The following is a 20,646-nucleotide window of genomic DNA, read 5'->3' as shown; positions in this document are numbered from 1 at the left end:
TAGAGCGGGTTCCCACTTCTTAGGAGCGGCTTTCTTAACTTTTTGAGCAGAGATTCGCTTCTTAGGAGCGGGCTTTCCCCTTTTTAGAGCGGGTTCCCACTTCTTAGGAGCGGCTTTCTTAACTTTTTGAGCAGGGATTCGCTTCTTAGGAGCGGGCTTTCCCCTTTTTAGAGCGGGTATTCACTTCTTAGGAGCGGCTTTCTCACCTTTTAGAGCGGGCTTTCGCTTCTTAGGAGCGGCTCTCTCACCTTTTAGAGCGGGCTTTCGCTTCTTAGGAACGGTCTTACCCCTTTTTTGATCAGGTTCTCACTCTTTAGAGCGGACCCTCACTTCTTACGAGCGACTTTCCAACTTCTTGGAGCGGACCCTCACTATTCAGGATCAACTTCACCCACTGATTAGAGCAACCCCCCAACCATTACAAAACAGAAAAAAACCAGCGTCTGCTGGTTTTTCCTGATTATTGTTGACGGGATTCGGTCATTTGCTTCCAGACCGAGCCTTTTGCTTCTTCGCCCTGTTCGATACGGGCAATGGCCATTTTCACTTGTAGCTTCACTTCGAATTCTTTATCATCCTCAGCAGCTTTCAATGCTGGTAAGGATTGCTCCGTGCCGACCTCATACAAATACATCGCAGCGCGCCAGCGAACCAATTTGTTTTTATCCTGTAAGGCTTGCAGCATGGCTTCTTCAAATTCTACAAAGCCAAGGTCACTCATGCAGTCACCTGCTGTTCGACGTACTGCTGCACTTTTATCTTGTAGGGCTCTTTCTAAATAGGGTACAACAGCCACATCTTCAATCATGCCTAAGTATACCGTCGCTAGTCGACGAATGGACATTTGTTCATCCTGTAAGGCTAAATCTAATAGCGGTAGATCGTCTAGCTCAGGGTCAGCCATTTGGTCGAGTAATTGGAAGCGTTTCTCCCATTCAGGTTGCTTGAACTGCGCCACCGTCACTTTTAGTTTATCCGTTTTCAAAACTGCTTTTTCACCATCATTATTGATAGCTGCGACAATTTCTGCTAAACGGTCAGCAGAATAAGTGACATCAATCTCCTGTTGGACGGTTTCTGCAATTTCTTCCAGCTCGCCGTAGCGAACACCATAATCAATCCACTTACGTTGGAAAATATAGTTTTCATCAACTGCTGATTCAATGATTTGATTAAACGCATCGACAAAACGGTCACCACAGCTAATACGATACTCGCGTTGGTTATCAAAAACTTTTACTTGTAAAGGCACCTGCTTGTAAAACTGTACATGCACGTAAACCTCTCCATAAAATTCATTGGCTACAACGGTTTCTTCTTGTGTTTGGACATCTTCCCCTAACACTTGACGAATACTTGCTAGAATGCCTTCCCATGCATATTTGGCATTGCGCTCAACAGCAAAGAAATCGGCTACATGGTAAACGCCCTTTACTCCTTCAATCGCTAAAATAGCAGCAGCCTCGCCAGTTGCTTCGTCTTTATTATCTTTTGTAAAATTATAGCTTTTCCCGAACGGTAGCTCTGTATCAACAACAATCTTCATAGAATTGGGACTTGGCGTCGGTTCAATTGTAATAATCTTCATGTCTATCGCTCCTTATCCGTTAACTATTTCATCTAAATAAGACCATCTTTCAATCAGATGCTCATAGTGTGCATTTAGTTCATCCAACTTTGCCGTTAATTCCTGTAACTTTGTAAAATCAGAGCCTGCATTCGCGATTCCTTCTTCGGTCTCCATAATGGCCGTCTCCGTTTTTTCAATCTCGTCTGCAATCGTTTCCCATTCTTTTTGCTCTTTAAACGATAGCTTTTTCTTATCTGATTTTGGCTTTTCGGACTTGGCCTTTTCCACTTTTGGCGTTTCTACTTTGACAGTAGCAGCGTGCTCACGTTTCTCCAGGTACTCACTGTAAAGATCCAATGTTTCTTCTACCTGTCCCTGACCATCTAGTATCCATAGCTTTTTCGCAATACGGTCTAGGAAGAAACGATCATGGGAAATCGTGATAACAACGCCAGGGAAATGCTCGATGAAATCCTCTAGCACACCCAATGTTTCAATATCTAGGTCATTGGTAGGCTCGTCCAGCAACAAAACATTCGGTTGCTCCATCAATAAACGTAATAAATGAAGACGCTTGCGCTCACCGCCCGATAATTTTCCAATTGGTGTGCCGTGAGCATGCAGCGGGAATAAAAAGCGCTCCAGCATTTGAGCGGCTGAGTAACGAACACCCTCTGCATCCGTAATATCATTTGAAGCCTCACGTATATATTCAATCATGCGCTCATTTTCATTCATTTTCGGCAAAGTTTGCTTGAAATGTGCCAGCTTCACTGTTGATCCAACAAGAATTTCACCTTGATCTGGTGTCAGCTCTCCTGCTAGCATGTTCAATAAAGTTGATTTTCCTACTCCGTTCGCACCGATAATGCCAATTCGGTCACCCTGCTGTAGTAAAAATGAGAAGTTTTCAAGGATTTTTTGCTGTCCAAAGGCTTTCGAAATAGTCTCAGCCTCCAGCACTTTACGACCAAGGCGTGTTGTCGCAAGTCCCATATCCAATGAAACATCCTCTGATTTGCGTTCTAGGTTTTCTTCTAGCTTTTCAAAGCGTTGAATACGAGCCTTTTGCTTGGTTGAACGCGCCTTCGCACCGCGACGAATCCATTTTAATTCTGAACGGTAACGGTTGCGATCCTTCTGCGCAGAAGCAGCTTGCATTTCCTCACGAATAGCTCGTGCCTCTAAATAATCTCCGTAATTCCCTGTATGACGATACAAGGTTTGATTCGCTAACTCGTAAATATGTGTCGATAATTCATCTAAGAAGTAACGATCGTGGGTGATGAAAATCACTGCACCCTTTAGTCGTAATACCATCTCTTGAAGCCATTCTGTAGACTGCACATCTAAATGGTTGGTAGGCTCATCCAATAAGTAAAGATCCGCTGGTTCAATTAACACCTTCGCTAATGCAACCCGTTTTTGCTGGCCGCCTGATAGCGTTAGTACTTCTCTTTCAAATGTTTCAATCCCTAGCTTTGTTAAAGCCGTTTTCGCAAGGGCATTGACATCCCATGCCTGCTCTTCATCCATACGCTGTTGCAGGCTAAATAACGTCTTTTGTAAACTTTCGGATGTAGGGTTACTTGCTAGTGCAGCAACCGTTTCCTCATATTGACGATTAAGCTGTAAAATGGGCGAATCGCCTGCAAAGACAGCCTGTAAAACCGTTTCCCCAGCATTAAATGTCGGCTCCTGTGGTAAATAGGCGACACGGTATTTATTCGGGCGATCTACTGTCATCGTATCCGCTTCCATGTCCCCAGCTAAAATGGATAACAGGGTTGATTTTCCCGTTCCGTTTATACCGATTAAGCCTGCTCGCTCTCCCTCATAAATGGTAAATTCAATATTTTGAAAAAGCGTTTTATCGCCCACCGTTTTGGTTAAATTTTGTACGATTAAATGACTCATTCCACTATTCCATCTCTTTCATGTTAGGTATTGTCCATGCCCACACGATTTTTATGTAGACGATTATTGATATCCACTATTCATCATAACATCAAACGGCAGGTAAACAAAGAACAACAAACTATCAGCGAGCCGGTGAAATGTCCTGTAAATAGGATTCCATAAGCTGACAAAGCTTGATGATTCCTTGTGTTAAGTCATGCGGTTCAGGATAAGAATAACTAATTCTCATATGGTGATATTGAGGCTCTCCTGGATAACAAGCTGAGCTTGGTAAAAAGGTAATATGGTTTTGTTGAGCCTTCCATAACAGCTCATCCGTATTACCATTACGAGGTAAAGACACCCAAATATTAAGCCCACCCTTTGGTTCGATCCACGTAACGCCCTTTGGTGCATGCTTATTCAACAATGCAATCGTCTGATCCCTTCTTATCTCAAGTGCAATACGCAGTTTTTCTAAATGGGCATGCATTCGGTCTGAACGTAAGAATGGAATCAGCGCCTTTTGTGTTAATAAGGGGTTACCCGAATCGGCACTGGATTTGGCAGATAAAAGTCGTTGATGAACGGTACCTTTTGAAAGAATAGCGCCGATTCTACAACTTGGGGCTAACGCCTTACTAAAGCCTTTTAAATAAATAACATGACCACTTGTATCTAAAGCTTTGAGCGTTGGTGGTGGGGGGTTATCGTCAAAATAAATTTCATTCCATGAATCGTCCTCTACAATAAGAAAGCCATATTGTTGGGCAAGATCCAGCAACTCTCTCCTTCTTGCTTCACTTAGAACTGTGCCTGTAGGATTCTGAAATGTTGGATTTGTATAGATAAGCTTTGGTTGTTTGCTTAGGCATAGTGTCGCTAGAAGAGTTGTCTGCATTCCTTCCTCGTCTACTGGTATAGGAATAATGTGAGCCCCACGATTTCTAAAGACATCGATGGCTGCTGTATATGTAGGGGCTTCGGTAATAACAATATCTCCAGGGCCAATAAATGTTCTAGCCACTATATCTATCCCTTGTTGTACACCGTTTGTCACAATAATTTCTTGTGGTGTTGTGGCAATGTGATTATATTCTTGGACATAGTCTCGGATCGCCTTTCGTACTTCTTCATCACCCTGAACAGTTCCATAACGAGCCACAATCTGAGGATCTGCCTGTAATATCGCCACAATTTCATTCACCAAATAAACAGAGGGTAATAACCCTGGGTGGATGGTAGCACTTGAGAATTTCATCGCGTATTCCATTCTTTTATTTAACATTGATTGAGAACGTTGAATGTAATCAGGGATCGTTAATTGCCAATTATAATCACTGCAGCTCTCTTTTGTGCTTCTTTGTCCTTTTTTTCGAACAAATGCCCCCTTGCCATGTATCACTTCAATATAACCATTTCTTTCTAATAAGGCATACGCCTTACTGACCGTTACAGGGCTCACTTGATTTTCTTTTGAAAAGCTCCGAATAGAAGGTAATTGGCTCCCTTCCTGTAAATATTCTGACCTTATTTTTTCTGCAATGATAGTTGAAATCTGATTGATTAAAGATTGATCGGACTGACGATTCAGCTTTATTTCCATTGGACCTCCAACTGTTATAGTCTTCATTTGACTGTTATACATATCACTATATAGTGTATAGGCAGAAATAGCTAAGTTAAAATGAAGGGAAATGATGACACATGACGAGCATGAAGCAAGATCAGGAAAAAATAAAAACGCTTTTAATGGATGTAGTTGATCATGCAGCCAATTTTTTTACTAATTTGGAGCATAGAGCTGTAACGAACCATTCCTCTAGCCTTCCTACGTCAATACTTCCAGAAGTGGGTGAGGGTGCTCAGGCAACACTTCAATATTTTACAAAGCAATTTGCTGAGGGCTTAAATAGTAGTGCAGGTTCAAGATACTTGGGTTTTGTCACAGGTGGATCTACCCCTGCTTCGATTGTCGGAGATTGGTTAGTAAGTATTTATGATCAAAATTTATCCCATTCTAAGGGCTCTATTGCTGGTTCAATGGAGCTTGCGACAATTGACATGCTAAAGGAGTTATTGCTACTGAGCGATGATTATCGAGGAACATTTGTCAGTGGGGCTACGATGGCTAATTTTGTAGGACTGGCTCAAGCAAGGGAATGGATTGCACAATACTATGGAAAAAACACTGCTTTGGATGGTCTATATGGTATCCCTCCAATAAAGATTGTTAGCGGAACGCCCCACTCAAGTATTGTCAAAGCAGCTTCTATGCTTGGCATGGGTAGAAATTCTATTCATACAATCCTATGTCAGAAACAGAGGGAAGCAATTGACATCACAAAATTCCAGCAGTTTCTTGAAGAAAATCCACATGAACCTTGTATAGTTGTAGCAAATGCGGGAACTGTCAATACGGTTGACTTTGATGATTTACAAGCGATTGGCGCGCTAAAAAAGCGATATCCTTTCTGGCTTCATGTAGATGCGGCTTTTGGTGGCTTTGCAGGGTGTTCACCAAAGTATCGTCACTTTGTCGAGGGCATGAATTATGCAGATTCTATTACAATTGACGCCCATAAATGGCTGAACGTCCCTTATGATGCCGCTATGCAATTTACCCGTCATCAATCATTGCAAGCAACCGTTTTTCAAAATAATGCTGTCTATCTTGATAGTTCCCTTGAAAATCCAGATTTTTGTGATCTTACACCTGAAAATTCACGTCGATTTCGTGCGCTACCTGCTTGGTTTTCTTTACAGGCCTATGGTAAATTGGGCTACCAACAATTAATAGAAGAAAATGTATCACTCGCACAACAGCTTGGTCAAAAAATAGATGATAGTCCCTACTTTACATTGCTAGCACCTGTTCGGCTAAATATCGTGTGCTTCGCAGTCAATCATGAGGCACTGACAGCTGAAATGAACCAACAATTTTTAACGACTTTAAATCAACAAGGCAAAGTATATATGACACCAACTGTCTACAAAGGTATGCCAGCTATTCGTGCGGCTTTCAGTAATTGGCGCACTTCTCCAGCAGACCTGACAATCATTTGGGAAGCATTAACAACAGCGATTGGTAAAGAAATAACACGATGAAGGTTTCCTCACTTGTTGCTCCTCCAATCTATTATGTTAGTAAAAAGTGATTTTTAATGGCGTTAGCAGTCGTCATCAATGGATGATGCTATGCCACTTGCGATAGGAGTCGTTTTTTTGTCATATTGAAAGCACTCCTCACAATTTTAGTGCTACGAAGACCCTACCCGAATGAAGTACAAAAACCGCCCTTCTCATTGAAAAGGCGGTTTTTATCCTATATGCTACTGACCAATTTCGTGCTGGAGTTGCTTTAAAAAGCTTTCCATAAATTGATGGCGTTCAAGTGCCATTTGCTTGCCCTTTTCCGTCACCATTAAATCTTTTAGCAGTAATAATTTCTCATAAAAATGAGTGACAGACGCGGTATTTTTTTGACGATATTCTGACTCTGACATAGTTGTGCGTGCTTCTTCTTCCTTATCATAAAGCTTGCGACCTTTTGCTCCACCATAGGCAAATGTTCTGGCAATGCCAATGGCCCCAATCGCATCTAAACGATCTGCATCTCGGACGATTTTTGCTTCCAATGACGTTGCTTCTAGCTCATTTCCACCATTAAACGACACTTGCGCAATACAATCTCGAATATGCTGCTTTTTTTCCTCGCTAACAGGTAATTCCGCAATAAGCTGTTCTTCCTTGTCCTTGCTATCGGTATACTTTTTGTCACTGACATCATGTAAAAGCACCGCTATTTTCACAACTTCTTCATCTGCTGTTGGCTCGCAATGCAAGATAGCTAATGCATTTTGATAGACGCGTTCAATATGTTGAAAATCATGACTAGCATCAAATTGCTCATATATTTCACGTACTTTATTCATTAAATGATTCATAATCTATACTCATTCCTTTCCTACAAAATTATACTGTATTTTGTTACATAAGAGGTAATCCGGGAAAATAAAAAATCAAATCCATTTCAATTGACTAATTTTTCAGAATATTGTATGATAAACGTACAGAACAGCTATTTGTTCTGTACCTCATATTTTTCAGCAATGTACAACAGCTGTGTGTTTAACAGATTTAACATTAACTTCAGCGGGCTTACAATTGAATAACCTGTTTAAAAGATGACGTGCGTATTGAAAACCAATCATCTAAACAAATAAAAGTGAACACTTTCCCTTAGAAATTCTTTGTTTAACCCGCATAGCCAAATGTACATGCCGAAAATGTGAACAACAAGTTAGTTTGTTGCATGACCAAAAGGATTTCGCCAGATGTAGCAGAAGTGCATTGTTTTTTCATTAACGGTTGTTACCTTCTACTAGTCAATACCTTGAGTATGTATGAACGTAGCTCCTCCCTTTAATGAAAATCATACACGAACCTTGCTTACAGCTTGTGAACACCACGTTCGAGGAGTCGTGCAAATCAGAATTAAAATTCATTTAAGCCATCAATGTATGAAGCGAAAAAGGAAGTAGGAACGATTGTGATAAAATGTATTACCCTCCCGCTGAAGGACAAATAAAAGCTGCCCATCTTACATTCAAGTAGATGATGGCAGCTTTTACTGTTTTGTTTTCTTTCTTTATAGAACGTCTTTGATTACTTCATCGATTTCCTGTAAAAGTGCTTCGTTTTGCATTGTTGAACTTAATTTTAAGTTCGATTGGTCTACATGAATAACTGCGACATGCATCCCCTCTTGAATACTTGCACTTGGAACAGGCATCATTTTATCCGTATCGAACGTCATGATGAGGTCTGGGAATTTAGATTGTACCTGTCCTTCCTTCGATAACGTCATATATTCATTCCAGAACGTTAGATGGTAATCACCCACTGATAATTTTCCTACATCGAAGCCATTATCCTTTGTTAATGAATAATTCATGACTTCACCTGATACGATGTGTACGCCATTCAAATGCTGCAACACATTGGCTAATTTTTCTTCAAAGGTTTGTCCATTTAAGAAGCGATAGCCAAGCTCTATGGCCATTGTAATCGCATTTGGCGCTCCATGTTTTTGTAAATAGTCAATCGTCACAGGATTTCGAGTTACCCCTACTAGCCCGCCTGCTAAAATAGACGCTTGGCGTGCTGTTTTTGCGGTGTTGTGTAAATCCCCTTCCACAAAGCCTTGGACGGCGAAGTCATCTTTCCCTCCTGCATAAAATTGTACGGATTGATAATCTTGTTGTTCATGGAGATTTAAAGAACCCATGATTCCCGTTGGATGTGCTCGCCCATTACAGGGAGCATCTACAACAGGTACATTTAATAAGACCGACTGCAACCAGCCATTAATGGTCGTGATGGCACCATTTTCATTGGTAATGATGCCCTTTAGACGTTGATTGGTATGGTTGTTCATATTGCGATAGCTCCAACAAAGCTGTTCATTCGAGATATATTGATCGGCTGCTGATGGCGCTCCTACCATTGCCACACAGGCAACTAAATCTTCTTGATTTAATTCGGTAATATCCACGATTTGAGGCTCCCCTGCTGCAAAGATTTCCTCCACTAGCTTGAGTCCTTCCTCTAGGAGACCACCGCCGCCGCCACCAAGGATCGCTCCTCCATAAACGGCAGCAATCCCATCCTCATACGATAATCCTTTTGCCATTCATCATTACTCCTTTCTATTTCCCTATTTTTAGAATAGAAGAGAAGAAGCTATACAACGCATCTCCAGCGATGACACCCGCTGCAAAGACAGTCATTTCAGATTCTCTCTTACCTTTCGTCACATATGTGAAAATAACACGAAGTAAGATACCCGCTAATACAGCCCAACCAGCAATTGGATTGACAAGTAATAAACCTGTTGCAAATAAGATACCCATTTGACGTTTTGAACCACCGATCAGCTGAATTAACGCACCTGGAATCGCCCAAATCATTAATTGTTTTGCTACATCGCCCGTAACGCCCGATTGAATTGTTGCTGCATATACATGGTTAACAGGTGCTACTAAACCTTGCGCAAAATAAGATTTATAAGAAAGTAGGACAACTATTGCTGAAATGGAGAAGGCTAACATACCAGCAATCATTTGCTGTTTGCGTCCTTCTTTTTCTAAAGCAGGATCACTACCATTACCACGTAAAATAAAACCTGTTTTTAAGTCATAGCCCATATCAGCAAATGCTACACCTGTAGCGGCACTATACCCTGCTAATAATGCAAGCGCTGGTGCTGGGAAACCAATTAAAATACCAACAATCAGCGTAATAAATGCTACTGCAAATGCCGGGAACCAACCTGCATGCATCGCTGCAATACCAACAATCAGCTCATGGACAAATGCAGCAATTGTTGCAAAGATGATGAATCCTATTAACATTCCGAAAGACATATGCGTGATAATACCACCTAAAATGGCGATTAATAACGCAATGGCTAAATAGGCAATAAATCCTACACCAAAGCCTTGACGAATTTCTTTTGCATCTTTTGAATAGCTTAACTCTTCTGACTTTTTCGCAGAGCGTTTATTCAATAATGTAAACGCTACTTGGAAAAGAGCCACGATTCCTGCACCAATCATAATACCGTGTGGAATATAGTAAGCATTTAAATCAATATTAAATAATTGAACAGAATAGCCTCTTAATAAAAGACCAATTCCAAACATCGACAGCGCCCAAATATTACCGATGAACGCTACCCCAAAAGCTGACATTGGAATTTTCAAAACAGCTCCCACGATACCGATTAATACACCACCAATTAATACCTTTGCATTCTTACCGCCTTTATCGCCTGCTTTAATGGCTTCAGCAGTTGCAATCCCTGGTGGCCAAGTACCTGCTGCTGGGAAAATCTTTGTATCGAAAAATTTATATAATAATAAAGCATCGACAAACATCGCTAAAATAACACCGATAAACAATGGTAATACTAAATTTTCATAGCCTAATACATATGGAATACCAATTGGCAACATTAAGCTACTTGCTGCACTAAATGTAGCTGAAGAAATCGCCGTTTGAATAATATTTTGTCTGTGCACGGATTTAAAGGCAATGAGTTTGCCAATCGGTATTCTTCCAAGAATCATCGCAAATATTGCCCCAACGATCGATGTATTGGCAGAAATCCCTAAAGTCGTAATCAGTTGTATCCCAATAATTGCCCCCACAACAGATGTTAAGACGATCATTAGTAGAGTTACAGGCTCTAAAGCCCTTGGATGTAATACTTTATTATTCATAGTGTCAGCTCCCCTATTGTTGTTATAATTTTGAAATGTGTGATTGTATTTGCTGAGCTACTTTCACTAACTGTTCAAGCATATTTTTCTCCCTTTGATCATCTAAATCATATACTAGCCCAGAAATCGTAAGAGATGCAGTGATTTCTTTTTTATAGTTAAATAACGGTACACTGATGCCAAATGCATGTTCATTATACTCCCCAACGGTAACACACCATTTGTTTTGGCGAATTTGTTGCAGCTCTCCCTTTAATGACGCTAGGAAAGAAATATGCTCTTCTTTCGATTGTTCCTCCTGAAAGAAGGCCATTAATTCTAGCTGCCTGTCCTCGTCTAAATAAGCAAACATTACCTTACAGGAAGCACCGATGTAAAGGGGTGTCTTTGTTCCTAAAGACACCGCATACTTTACATTTTTATTGCTTTCGGCTATTTTCGTTGTGACACCGTATTCATTGTCCATATAAGTAAGAAATACTGATTCATTCATTTCACTGGCAAGATTTTGCATCAATTCATAAATGGTCGAGTGAGGGTCTTTGGAATTCGATAACACATCATAAAAAAGGTACATTTTATAACCCAGTTTATATTTTTTCGTGTGTTCATCCTGTATTAAATAACCCGCTTCTGTAAATGTATTAATGGTTCTTTGCACGACACTTGTCGGCAGTTTCATCATGCGTGAAATCTCACGAACACCCAATGCATTTTCTGTCGTGGCAAAACACTCTAGTATATCCAATGAGTTTTTTAATGTCTTGACAGTCATTTATTTCTCCCTTTAAGCGTTTTGATAACCGTATCGCTCTTTCGCTACATCTACAGAAATATATTCATTTAATAGATCACGTTCAATGGCCTCTGTGCTTCGTTCATGTGGATGTCCATAACCACCGCCAGTTGCTGTAACAAGCTCAATACGGTCGCCTTTTTGCAATTCATAATTGGCAAGTACGCCCACTGGACCAATTTTCGTTCCATCCTTTTTATGAATGATTAAATAGTTGTGAGAGCCTTCTCCACCACCATTTAAACCGAATGGCGCAAATTGATGTCTACCTAAGTTCACAGAAACCTTTTGACCGTCATGATTGACTGTATAAACGCGACGAACACCTAAGCCACCTCTAAATTGACCAGCACCAGCACCGTCACAATTCAAGCTATATTCATCAATTTGAATACCGTATTTTGTTTCAGCAATTTCAACTGGAAGATTATATGTTTCACCATCTCCCATACAGTATTGCCCACTTTGACCATCCTCATCATTCGCTGCGCCCCAGCCACCAACAGATGGCTCAACAATTAGGAATGATTCATCATTTTCAGGATTTTTCCCTGTGAGAATAAACGTACAAACAGACTGTAAATGCCCTGCTGATAATCGTTCTGGTAAATGCGGAGCAAGAGCTTTCCAAATTAGATCAGCTGCCCCAATACGTGCCTCAAAGTTCATCGATACAGGATGTGGACGTTTAGCGGAAACAATGGAATTGTCATCTGTGATAATCGTTAAGCGTTTAAAAACACCCTCGTTAATTACGTCAATATCGCCAAGTAATGCTAGGAACATAACGCGCACACTTGCCATTAAACCAAATTGCGAACAGTTCATTGGTACATTGACCGCCGGATGTGAGCCTCTGAAGTCACAAATAAATTCCTCATCACTGATTGTGACTTTCACTTTAATTGGATAAGGTCCACCTTTTAATGGGTCCCCTTCAATAAAGTCCTCCGCATAAAATTCACCTTTAGGTAGGTGTTGAAGCTCATGCTCTACAATTTTCTCACCCTTGTCCAATAATTTTTGAATGGACAATTTCACCGATTCCGCACCAAACTTCTGACAAAGCTCTGCGATTCGTTTTTCACCTGTTTTTAAGGCGGCTACTTGTGCAAACATATCACCGATTGAAAGCTCTGGTAAACGAACATTCGTAGAAATGATTTCATAGACTGCATCGTTCAGCTCACCTTGATGATAAAGTTTGACACCTGGTAGCTGTAAACCTTCCTGATAGATTTCATTAGAATTACTTGTAAACGAACCAGGATCCATGCCCCCTACCTCTGTCCAGTGTGCTTTATTGGCAGAGTACGCAATAATTTCACCGTTATAGAAAATAGGTAGAACTAAGCCCACATCCGATAAATGCGATCCACCTCCAACATAGGGGTCATTGATAATAATGACATCACCTTCATGTAGTTTTTTCCCATTATCAAATTTTTCAATAACACGCTGTACCATTGGACTTAACATCCCAATAAAGCTCGTTACACCGTTCCCTTGACTAATTAAATTACCCTTGGCATCTGTTAAACCACAAGCGTAGTCTAATACTTCATAGATAACTGGGCTCATAGAAGAGCGTGCTAGGGCCACAAACATTTCATCTCCTATGGCTAGCAATGAATCTTGAATAATTTCTACTGCAAAAACATCTTTTTTCATGTTTTATTTCCCCTCCATCTCTACAATCAAGTTGCCGTATTTATCAATTTCAATCGATTGTTTGTCATTGATTACGACCGTAGATGTTGGATTTTCCACAATAGCAGGACCTGTAATGACATAACCAGGTACTAATTTTTGTTGGTCATAGACATTGACCTCTACCCAACCCGTTCCCTTCACATATAAATTGCGTTGTGCCTTGACACATGTGGAACCATCGATAGATGAGAAGTCTAGCTCTTTAAATTGAACCGCCTCATCTTTACCGTAGATTGTAAGATGTAAGTTGACTAGCTCAATTGGTGTAGCTGGTAAATCAAAAGAAAACTCTTGTTTATGTTTGATGTGGAAGGCTTCAGCTAATTCTAGTAGCCCCTCTTCATCAAGCGTAATAGTTGATGCATTTAATTTAACGGCATGCTCTTGACCTTTATAGCGTAAATCATAATTAATTTCAAAATAATAATGATCCTTTGATAATGGTGCATCTGCATAGGCATTGGCAATCACTTGATCAATATTTTCTTGAATCGCCGCTAGATGATGATGATCGAACCCCATTAAACTTGTTTGAATATAATCTTGTCGGTATTCAGTCATCATCATTCCTAATGCTGAGAAGACGGATGAACCATAAGGAATAATGACTTTTTTCATGCCTAGTTCTTCTGCTAGGTTAATCGCATGTAGTGGGCCACCACCACCAAATGCCACCATTGTAAAGTCTTCAGGGTCATAGCCTTTACGAATAGAGATCAGCTTCAGTGCGTTTAACATATTGGAGTTTGCAATATCTAAAATACCTTGTGCTGCTTCTTCTGCTGACACATGAAATGGTTTCGCAATTGCTTCAACAAGAGCCTCCTCCACTTTGTCAATAGATACTGGGTTATCAAAGTTTTCTAAGGATAATCTTCCTAAATAAACATTGGCATCTGTAATTGTTGGCTGTGTATTCCCTAAGCCATATGCTACAGGTCCTGGATTTGCCCCCGCAGAATCTGGTCCAACCTTTAATGAGCCAAACTGATCTACACGTGCGATGGAGCCACCACCATTGCCGATTTCAACAATATCCACTACAGGTGTTTTAATCGGATAACCTGCAAATTTTTCATTTTTTTCAATATAATAATCTGTTGTGACATTGACTTTGCCATCTGTAATAAGCGAGCATTTTGCTGTCGTCCCACCCACATCAAAGGCGATAATATTGGATTCATTGAGAAGTTGGCCTAATTTTGCTGCTCCAAACATACCTGCTACTGGACCAGATTCTACAAGGTTGATTGGCAGCTCCATCGCTTTATCAAAGCTTGTTGTTCCGCCATTCGATTGCATAATTTTTAAATGGTCTGTAATGCCAATTGTGCTTAATTTCTCTTTTAAGCTTTTTAAGTAGGCATGTGCAATGGGCTTTACATAAGAATTAAGGACTGTTGTGTTTGTTCTTTCATACTCTCGGTATTCTTTAATCGTTTCACTTGAAAGTGTGATATACACTTCAGGCCAAATTTTCAAAATGGCTTCTTTTAACTGTTGTTCATGAATTGGATTTTTATAGCCATGTATTAAGGAAATGGCTATCGCCTCAACACCCAATTCCTTAAATTTATGAACGATATCGCCAACTTCCTTGGTATTAAGCGCTTTCATAATATTTCCTTTAAAATCGATTCGCTCATCAATTTCTTGTCGTAAATAACGCTCTACAAATGGTTCTGGCTTTTTATATTTAAAGTTATATAAGTCTGGTCGATTTCCACGAGCAATTTCTATGATGTCACGGAAGCCTTTTGTTGTAATTAACCCGACTACGCCCCCTTTTCTTTCCGTTAATGTATTGATGATAACCGTCGATCCATGAATAAATGATTCAATTAAAGAATCTTCTGTTACATGTCGTCCTAATACATTTAATATGCCATCCTCAAAATGACCAGGTGTCGTATGGCCCTTATCAAAATGAAGATTTCCTTTTTCATCTGTGAAAACTAGGTCGGTAAAAGTACCGCCAATATCTGTTGCGATTTTCAAGACTTCATCCCTCCGTGTTCCTATTATCGGTACAGTGTTCCGAATTAGAATTAAATAAATTATATTTAAAAGAAAAAGAAAATTCAATGTATTTTTTAAATAAAAATTCATTTGACAATTGTCCTTCGTTGTAAAAATCCGCTCTTTCTTTCCAAAATCAGAGAACTATTAATAAAAAATACCAAACACATTTATATAAGGAAAGTTCTCGTATTTTTTCTACAACATAAAAAAGATCCTAGTTTTCACTAGAATCTTAAAATCTTTTAAAAAAAATTAATTTTTATGAATTTTTACTCATGTAGCGGGTGAAGGAATCAACTAAAATTTCACATTTATCCCATGTTTGCATTGTAGATAGACGATGAGTTAGGTCACTTCCAGACAATGCAGCGAGCATCTAGGAACCAGGTTTCTCCATTATCGATAAAAAAAGCTGCCCATTTAACTTGGGCAGCTTTCAACATACATTTAGAACAATCCTACCGCATGTCCTTCATTATCGACATTCATACGTAGGGCAGCAGGTGCTTTTGGAAGTCCTGGCATTGTCATAATATCGCCAGTTAGGCACACTAAGAAGCCTGCACCAAGCTTTGGAATAACTTCACGAATTGTGATGGTAAAGCCTTCTGGACGACCAAGTAAACTTGGTTGATCTGATAAAGAGTACTGTGTTTTCGCCATACAAACCGGAAGAGAGTCCCAGCCGAATTTTTCGATTTGGGCAATTTGTTTTTTAGCTTGGTCTGTAAATTGTACATCTTTCCCGCCATATACCTTTTGCACAATCGTACGTACTTTTTCTTCAATCGATTCTGTTACGTCGTATAAAGGAGAGAAGTTGTTTTCTTCCTCTAGCACAGCTAGTACTTGCTCAGCTAGGGCTAGACCACCTTTACCGCCTTCTTCCCAGACATTTGTACGAGCAATACGAACATGATTTTCCTGACACCAGTTCAGAACAGCTTCTAGCTCAGCCTCTGTGTCCGTGATAAAACGATTTAAGGCAATAATTGGTTCAACGCCAAATGTACGAACTGTATCAACATGTTTAGCTAAGTTTTCAATTCCTTGTAGAAGTGCTTCCACATTTTCACCTACAAGCGCTGTTTTCGGTACACCACCATGCATTTTTAATGCACGAATTGTCGCTACGATAACTACCGCACTTGGTTTAAAGCCAGCTTTACGTGCTTTAATGTTCATGAATTTTTCAGCACCTAAATCAGAGCCGAAGCCCGCTTCTGTCACCACAATATCAGCTAGCTTACGAGCTGTTTGTGTCGCCATAATGGAGTTACAGCCATGGGCAATATTCGCAAATGGACCACCATGGATAATGGCAGGTGTTCCCTCTAATGTTTGAACTAAGTTTGGCTTAAAGGCATCTTTTAATAATAGTGTTAAGGCACCCTCTACCTGTAAATCACGCACAAAGACAGGCTCACGCTCAAAAGTATAGCCAATCACGATACTTGCAATGCGCTCGCGTAAATCCTCAATACTTGTTGCTAAACAGAATACCGCCATAATTTCAGAGGCAACCGTAATATCAAAGCCGTCCTCGCGCGGCATGCCTTGAACAGGACCACCTAATCCCACCACTACCTTACGAAGGGCACGATCATTTAAGTCCATTACACGCTTCCAAATAATACGGCGTGGATCAATGTTTAATGCATTCCCTTGATGGATATGATTATCAATGAATGCAGATAAAGCATTGTTAGCTGTTGTAATCGCATGAAGGTCACCAGTGAAATGTAAATTGATATCCTCCATCGGTACTACCTGTGCGTAGCCACCGCCAGTTGCTCCACCTTTTACGCCCATTACGGGACCCAATGATGGTTCACGTAAAGCAACCATCACTTTCTTATCTAATTTATGAAGGGCATCTGCCAGTCCTACCGTTACCGTCGACTTCCCTTCACCTGCTGGGGTTGGACTAATGGCTGAGACTAATACAACCTTTGCATCCTCGCCCTGAGCTGTAATTTTTAATGGATCGATCTTTGCTTTGTAGCGTCCATACTGCTCAAGGGCATCGTCTGGAATACCCGCAGCATTGGCAATTTCCGTAATAGGTTTGATCACTGCTTGACTAGCGATTTCTAAATCTGATAATGGTTGATTTTTCGTTGTCATTTGGCATCCTACTTTCTATGTTGTTCATTTCCATTATAGTCTTAATTGTGAAAAAAAAGAAAGCCAGATATACGAGCATTTCGACAATCGATTGACAACTTTGTTCAATTCCTGTATGTTCTAAGAGAAAATGCAATTTTTTCACATTTTCTCAATATAGCACGACTTAGTTAACTTTATTTTACATTCAAGCGCATTGGAGGCGAATGCTTATGCAACAGGGGATCGTAAAGTGGTTCAATAATGAAAAGGGTTATGGCTTTATTGAATGTGATGATGGCGAAGATGTATTTGTTCATTTTACGGGCATCCAGGAGGAAGGCTTCCGTACACTTGAAGAAGGTCAAAAGGTTTCATTTGATGTTGTGGAAGGCAATCGTGGACCCCAAGCATCAAATGTTGTAAAACTATAAGCAGAATGGGGCTATCCGTGTAGTTCCAGATTAGCAGCGGATTAGGAAAAGGATCGTTTCCTTCATCCGCTTTTTGTGTTGTTATAAAAGCTTAGTGACCCTTCCATGTTATAATAGAAGTAACAATAAGTAAGGAGGGATTTCGATGCAAAAACAAAATAAACCAATGACAGAAGTTATTTTGAAGCATAAAGAACGACAAAGTGTAGCAGAATTTGCGGCAACACTAGAAACGATTGCAAAGAAGCTTAAAGAAAATGGTGAATTCACTTTTGTTCAAGGCACAGAGCCAACTGTTGTTAGCCCTAGTGAGCAGCTCAAAATCGAATACTCCTATACAAAAAAGGGCGACAAGCATTCATTTGAAATTGAATTTGATTGGTATACAGGTACAGAATTACCGAAAAAAATGACGATAGAATAATAATAGGCAACGAAAATCCACTTCTCTGTTGAAGTGGATTTTTCTATCGAATAGGAAGGTGAAAATAGAATTCCGTTGCAGGCTACTTGCTTGACGCCGACTCTCCGTGTATGGTTTCGCCGGTTTTACTAATCAAAAAGCCTTCCACTCTAATCCACAAAAGGGTTATCGTTTTAGTAAAGGTATTTACAAATACAAATGAAGGGTTTTCACTTATTAGTGGTTGTCGTGACTAATTACTTTACACTATGGAAATGATGAAAGATTAATAAAGTCAACTTTTGTAGCAAGTTGATTGGAGTGGAGCCAGCGTCACTCCTAGGGGATTTAGCGTCACAGAAGAGACCCTGGAGCGAACGGAAGTGAGTGAAGCGGCTCATCGGACGCCCCCTGGAAAGGACGCTGGCGGAACGGAAATCAACCTCTCGCCTTATGAAAAAGTCTTTTTCTTCTAGTTCAGCAACATGTAAAAACCCACTTCTCTGTTGAAGTGGATTTTTCTCATTATCGATTTATCCAATAAAAAGCGCCTGGGCAAACTAACGTTTCCTTTGTACGTTTTGGATCTTTTAATGTCACGCCAAATGGCCCTTCTTTGACATGACCGAGTGTCATGGCTACTGCGCTCTCTTCCTTATAGAAATCTAAACGCATATTCGGTAGCTGTAGTGACATATACTGCTCATATTGCACAGGCTCTGGTAGCTGCAACGCCTCTTGCCACAGCTGAACGGTTGCCTGCATGTCCTTGACATAGAATTGGATGGATTCCATCGTTATAGCCTGTTTTACATCAATGGCACCACTTGCCTTTAGTTGAGCCAAACGCTCTTCATCTTCCTCCGCCCATTCAATCAAAAATGGAAAATCGATTGGAAGATCTGGCTTGCCAAAATGCAGTAGCTTCCATTCTACAACAGTGCCATCTGGTCTTGTTCGGCTACATGCATCTGGCCCATATACTTCATAGCCTAATGCTCGCAAGCGCCGACCCTCTTCCTCAATATTTTTTGTGCGCAGGGCAATTCGAGAAAATCCCTGGCGCTCTTGATCACGTTTAAACGTATAATGTAGGGAATATGGGTATTGTGCCGCTTGCTCAAATAAATCACGATCATAGATAGCAATTTGTTCAATATAGCTTAAGCCAAAGTAGCTTAACGTATTATAAGTCCCCCACATCGTGTGCTGCCCACCATTCACTGTATGGACATTTCGTTTATTGAAGAAAACCTTTATATTTTCTGGTGATTCCACTTGATGAACCAGATGATCAAAATATAAAGTCATGGCCATTCCCCTTTCTTTCCCCATTACCTTTACCTGTATGTTTGATTGGTTTAAAATTTACTCAAGAAAAGGAGTTACTAGTAGGATATGAAAAAAAGTTTCGTTTACCTACAAACTCCGTTCACTAATTTCATAAAGAGGTGATTTGAATGACAGATTTAGTAGCTGCTTTTAAATTAGCATTAGGTAATTATCCTACAGGCGTAACAGTTGTCACGACATGTCATGACACAAAACCTATTGGCTTAACCGTCAATTCCTTTGCATCTGTTTCAATCGACCCGCTCCTTATTTTGTGGTCACTCGATAAAAAATCTCAGCTCCATCCTTATTTTACGGCTGCGCCAAATTTTGCGGTCAATATTTTAGCGAGTGATCAAGAACATTTATGTACACTATTTGCAAGTAAAATCCCTGATCGCTTTGCACAAGCACAGTGGTCAACTTCCTCTTTTGGACTACCGATTTTACATGATACAGCAGCTAATTTACAATGTAAAACGTTTCAGCAAATTGATGCTGGCGACCATACCATTTTTATTGGGCAGGTAATAGACATTACAAATGCTCAAAAAGAGCCTTTACTTTATCATCGCCGTCATATCGGTCCTATACCAAAAAGCTTTTATAGCTAGCCTTTACACAAAAAAAGGGCCACTTGTAAGCAAAGGAAATCCTTCATGCTTATAGGTGGCCGTTTGACATAAGTTCTACTGAAATCATTGTTATTTTTTCTGCGGAAATCTCTGCTTTTCAAGCCTATTAATTTGCACAATCACACCATCTTGAATCGTAATATGCACTTCACCAAATTCAAGATTTTGAATCGCCTTCGCAATTGCCTCTAATTTCTTATCATCTACTTTTACCGACTGAGCCATACGATACACCCCTTCTTTTTTATCCTTATTGATCATAAAGAGGCCAACGCATCAAACTGATTGATAGCCCCTCCTATCTCTCAGACACCATCTGTTGGATTTGGCACCTGTTTTTCGGTTGCCGAGGCTTCATTGGGCCAAGTCCCTCCACCTCTCTTGATAAGAGTACTGCGTTTCTTGAAAATAATTCTATAATTCTGCTATAGGAATGTCAATACAAAATAT

16 protein-coding genes and 1 riboswitch are annotated in these 20,646 nt (G+C 40.2%); of the genes, 4 read left to right on the top strand and 12 right to left on the bottom strand.

Annotation, left to right across the window (positions count from 1 at the left end; genetic code table 11):
- Positions 1-460: 460 nt before the first annotated feature.
- The 3 genes from MHB40_RS08760 to MHB40_RS08750 form a co-directional block, all read right to left on the bottom strand.
- Complete coding sequence (locus tag MHB40_RS08760) at positions 461-1,588, bottom strand: virulence factor (RefSeq protein ID WP_342443171.1); 1,128 nt, start codon at positions 1,586-1,588, stop codon at positions 461-463.
- Between the two features lie 12 nt (positions 1,589-1,600).
- Positions 1,601-3,487 (bottom strand): ABC-F family ATP-binding cassette domain-containing protein, encoded by a 1,887-nt coding sequence (locus tag MHB40_RS08755; RefSeq protein WP_342534332.1) that lies wholly within the window; start codon positions 3,485-3,487, stop codon positions 1,601-1,603.
- Between the two features lie 124 nt (positions 3,488-3,611).
- A complete protein-coding gene (locus tag MHB40_RS08750) occupies positions 3,612-5,075 on the bottom strand; it encodes a PLP-dependent aminotransferase family protein (protein WP_342534331.1) in 1,464 nt (487 codons plus the stop codon).
- Positions 5,076-5,185: 110 nt separating this feature from the next.
- On the opposite strand from MHB40_RS08750, the gene MHB40_RS08745 reads away from it, so the two are divergent.
- A complete protein-coding gene (locus MHB40_RS08745) occupies positions 5,186-6,577 on the top strand; it encodes a pyridoxal-dependent decarboxylase (protein ID WP_342534330.1) in 1,392 nt (463 codons plus the stop codon).
- Between the two features lie 224 nt (positions 6,578-6,801).
- Here the strand turns inward: MHB40_RS08745 and MHB40_RS08740 are convergent, their stop codons facing one another.
- From MHB40_RS08740 to MHB40_RS08710, 7 genes are all read right to left on the bottom strand, one after another.
- Positions 6,802-7,416 carry an HD domain-containing protein gene (locus tag MHB40_RS08740; RefSeq protein ID WP_342534329.1) on the bottom strand — a complete coding sequence of 205 codons (615 nt, stop codon included), beginning with the start codon at positions 7,414-7,416 and terminating at the stop codon, positions 6,802-6,804.
- A 704-nt stretch (positions 7,417-8,120) separates the two neighbouring features.
- The gene (locus MHB40_RS08735) at positions 8,121-9,164 is read right to left on the bottom strand and encodes a DUF917 family protein (RefSeq protein WP_342534328.1); all 1,044 of its coding nucleotides are present in this window, start codon (positions 9,162-9,164) and stop codon (positions 8,121-8,123) included.
- Positions 9,165-9,180: 16 nt separating this feature from the next.
- On the bottom strand, positions 9,181-10,755 hold the full coding sequence (locus MHB40_RS08730) for an OPT/YSL family transporter (protein ID WP_342534327.1): 1,575 nt from the start codon (positions 10,753-10,755) through the stop codon (positions 9,181-9,183).
- A gap of 22 nt (positions 10,756-10,777) precedes the next feature.
- Positions 10,778-11,530, bottom strand: a complete 753-nt coding sequence (locus MHB40_RS08725) for an IclR family transcriptional regulator (protein WP_342534326.1) — start codon at positions 11,528-11,530, stop codon at positions 10,778-10,780.
- 12 nt (positions 11,531-11,542) lie between these two features.
- A complete protein-coding gene (locus tag MHB40_RS08720) occupies positions 11,543-13,222 on the bottom strand; it encodes a hydantoinase B/oxoprolinase family protein (protein ID WP_342534325.1) in 1,680 nt (559 codons plus the stop codon).
- Positions 13,223-13,225: 3 nt separating this feature from the next.
- Complete coding sequence (locus MHB40_RS08715) at positions 13,226-15,262, bottom strand: hydantoinase/oxoprolinase family protein (RefSeq protein ID WP_342534324.1); 2,037 nt, start codon at positions 15,260-15,262, stop codon at positions 13,226-13,228.
- Between the two features lie 471 nt (positions 15,263-15,733).
- The gene (locus tag MHB40_RS08710) at positions 15,734-17,413 is read right to left on the bottom strand and encodes a formate--tetrahydrofolate ligase (RefSeq protein ID WP_342534323.1); all 1,680 of its coding nucleotides are present in this window, start codon (positions 17,411-17,413) and stop codon (positions 15,734-15,736) included.
- A gap of 212 nt (positions 17,414-17,625) precedes the next feature.
- On the opposite strand from MHB40_RS08710, the gene MHB40_RS08705 reads away from it, so the two are divergent.
- Positions 17,626-17,826 carry a cold-shock protein gene (locus MHB40_RS08705; protein ID WP_004269397.1) on the top strand — a complete coding sequence of 67 codons (201 nt, stop codon included), beginning with the start codon at positions 17,626-17,628 and terminating at the stop codon, positions 17,824-17,826.
- Between the two features lie 145 nt (positions 17,827-17,971).
- A complete protein-coding gene (locus MHB40_RS08700; protein ID WP_342534322.1) occupies positions 17,972-18,250 on the top strand; it encodes an amphi-Trp domain-containing protein in 279 nt (92 codons plus the stop codon).
- Between the two features lie 504 nt (positions 18,251-18,754).
- On the opposite strand, the gene MHB40_RS08695 is transcribed toward MHB40_RS08700, so the two are convergent.
- Positions 18,755-19,540, bottom strand: coding sequence for a VOC family protein (locus MHB40_RS08695; protein ID WP_342534321.1), 786 nt, complete (start codon positions 19,538-19,540; stop codon positions 18,755-18,757).
- A gap of 149 nt (positions 19,541-19,689) precedes the next feature.
- On the opposite strand from MHB40_RS08695, the gene MHB40_RS08690 reads away from it, so the two are divergent.
- Positions 19,690-20,175 (top strand): flavin reductase family protein, encoded by a 486-nt coding sequence (locus MHB40_RS08690; RefSeq protein ID WP_342443160.1) that lies wholly within the window; start codon positions 19,690-19,692, stop codon positions 20,173-20,175.
- Between the two features lie 90 nt (positions 20,176-20,265).
- Here the strand turns inward: MHB40_RS08690 and MHB40_RS08685 are convergent, their stop codons facing one another.
- Complete coding sequence (locus MHB40_RS08685; RefSeq protein WP_342534320.1) at positions 20,266-20,457, bottom strand: YezD family protein; 192 nt, start codon at positions 20,455-20,457, stop codon at positions 20,266-20,268.
- Positions 20,458-20,491: 34 nt separating this feature from the next.
- Positions 20,492-20,587: riboswitch (SAM riboswitch) on the bottom strand.
- Positions 20,588-20,646: the final 59 nt, after the last annotated feature.

Origin of the sequence: Lysinibacillus sp. FSL K6-0057 (assembly GCF_038630885.1) — a bacterium.
GTDB lineage: Bacteria > Bacillota > Bacilli > Bacillales_A > Planococcaceae > Lysinibacillus > Lysinibacillus fusiformis_F.
This window is presented reverse-complemented; position numbering and strand designations above follow the sequence as displayed.

Coding starts and splice junctions, on each gene's coding strand:
- MHB40_RS08730 (WP_342534327.1), bottom strand. CDS start 10,755: ATGAATAATAAAGTATTACATCCAAGGGCTTTAGAGCCTGTAACTCTA.
- MHB40_RS08705 (WP_004269397.1), top strand. CDS start 17,626: ATGCAACAGGGGATCGTAAAGTGGTTCAATAATGAAAAGGGTTATGGC.
- MHB40_RS08740 (WP_342534329.1), bottom strand. CDS start 7,416: ATGAATCATTTAATGAATAAAGTACGTGAAATATATGAGCAATTTGAT.
- MHB40_RS08695 (WP_342534321.1), bottom strand. CDS start 19,540: ATGACTTTATATTTTGATCATCTGGTTCATCAAGTGGAATCACCAGAA.
- MHB40_RS08755 (WP_342534332.1), bottom strand. CDS start 3,487: ATGAGTCATTTAATCGTACAAAATTTAACCAAAACGGTGGGCGATAAA.
- MHB40_RS08745 (WP_342534330.1), top strand. CDS start 5,186: ATGAAGCAAGATCAGGAAAAAATAAAAACGCTTTTAATGGATGTAGTT.
- MHB40_RS08700 (WP_342534322.1), top strand. CDS start 17,972: ATGCAAAAACAAAATAAACCAATGACAGAAGTTATTTTGAAGCATAAA.
- MHB40_RS08720 (WP_342534325.1), bottom strand. CDS start 13,222: ATGAAAAAAGATGTTTTTGCAGTAGAAATTATTCAAGATTCATTGCTA.
- MHB40_RS08685 (WP_342534320.1), bottom strand. CDS start 20,457: ATGATCAATAAGGATAAAAAAGAAGGGGTGTATCGTATGGCTCAGTCG.
- MHB40_RS08760 (WP_342443171.1), bottom strand. CDS start 1,588: ATGAAGATTATTACAATTGAACCGACGCCAAGTCCCAATTCTATGAAG.
- MHB40_RS08750 (WP_342534331.1), bottom strand. CDS start 5,075: ATGGAAATAAAGCTGAATCGTCAGTCCGATCAATCTTTAATCAATCAG.
- MHB40_RS08725 (WP_342534326.1), bottom strand. CDS start 11,530: ATGACTGTCAAGACATTAAAAAACTCATTGGATATACTAGAGTGTTTT.
- MHB40_RS08690 (WP_342443160.1), top strand. CDS start 19,690: ATGACAGATTTAGTAGCTGCTTTTAAATTAGCATTAGGTAATTATCCT.
- MHB40_RS08710 (WP_342534323.1), bottom strand. CDS start 17,413: ATGACAACGAAAAATCAACCATTATCAGATTTAGAAATCGCTAGTCAA.
- MHB40_RS08735 (WP_342534328.1), bottom strand. CDS start 9,164: ATGGCAAAAGGATTATCGTATGAGGATGGGATTGCTGCCGTTTATGGA.